1 protein-coding gene and 1 pseudogene are annotated in these 1,087 nt (G+C 43.9%); both read left to right on the top strand.

Going from position 1 to position 1,087, the window contains the following annotated elements; all coding sequences use genetic code 11:
- Positions 1 to 75: pseudogene (locus QUA99_RS32950) on the top strand (photosystem II protein D1); the annotation flags it as partial.
- A gap of 297 nt (positions 76 to 372) precedes the next feature.
- Entirely contained in the window at positions 373 to 924 is a 552-nt protein-coding gene (locus QUA99_RS32955; protein ID WP_333245878.1) for a Uma2 family endonuclease, read from the top strand.
- Positions 925 to 1,087 lie beyond the last annotated feature (163 nt).

Consider the following 1,087-nt stretch of genomic DNA (forward strand, 5'->3'; position numbering starts at 1 on the left):
CACAACTTCCCGCTTGATTTGGCTGCTGGTGAAACCACTCCCGTAGCTTTGGTTGCTCCTTCTATCAATGGCTAAGTTTTAGTTTTTGATTAACCTCAAGCGCTCCTAGTAATAGGGGCGCTTTTTGTTTGGGGAAAAATATTTTTAGAGACAGTCATGGACGCATGGAGCCGCCGGCGAAGACAGCGCAACTACAAACATAAACTGTTCGCGCACTCCTATCAAAGAAACCGGGTTTTTTTACTTACTGACTCTACGGGCTGCCAAGCGTCTTTTCATCATAAAAAACCCCGTTTCTGGGTTCCATGCGTAAGTCCTACTAAAAATAGCAATTGCTATCTTATTAAAAAGAGATGGTGAAAGGTAAGTCAGATGGTTGTCACAATTTCTAAAGCAGGATTGGGTACAGGTGGAGCCTTCCTCTCAAACGTGACATGGGAGACTCTGGAAAAGTTGGATGCAGATTTGGCAGGAACCGGGACACGTTTAACTTATTTGAATGCGTGTTTAGAAATTTTGGCTTTTTTATCTGAGGATCGTGAAGAACCGAAAAAAACTTTAGACCAGATTTTAGAGATTTATATGCGGATGAAAAACCTCGGTTTTTATGCACGCGGTAGTACAACCATCGGGATACAGGAATTGGACTCACCGAAGGAACCAGATGAGTCTTACTGTTTGGGTACGCGCAAGTCAGTTCCAGATTTGGCGATCGAGGTGACAGTAACCAGTAGTGGAATTGATACGCTGGAAATCTATCGTCGGGTGGGAGTGCAGGAGGTTTGGTTTTGGGAGGCTGGGGTAATTTCGGTTTATTGTTTGCGTCCAACGGGATGTGAGTTGGTTAGCAAGAGCGAACTTTTGCCAGAGTTCGATTTGCGATCTAGTTTTATTCGCGGCTCGCGGCTCGATTTGATGCGGTGAATGCTTTTATGCGATCGATGTAGAAGAGAAAAGAGTAATTCTGTGGTTGAATTCCGTTGCGATCGGGTGAAGTTACCCATAGCTTATACAGCACTTTGCGTGACTAAGAGGTACAGTAACAGCAGTGAGCAAAATAATTTTCGATTTGCTTAGTTGAACATAA

This window comes from Microcoleus sp. F10-B2 (assembly GCF_036704965.1).
Taxonomy (GTDB): domain Bacteria; phylum Cyanobacteriota; class Cyanobacteriia; order Cyanobacteriales; family Microcoleaceae; genus Microcoleus.

Coding starts and splice junctions, on each gene's coding strand:
- QUA99_RS32955 (WP_333245878.1), top strand. CDS start 373: ATGGTTGTCACAATTTCTAAAGCAGGATTGGGTACAGGTGGAGCCTTC.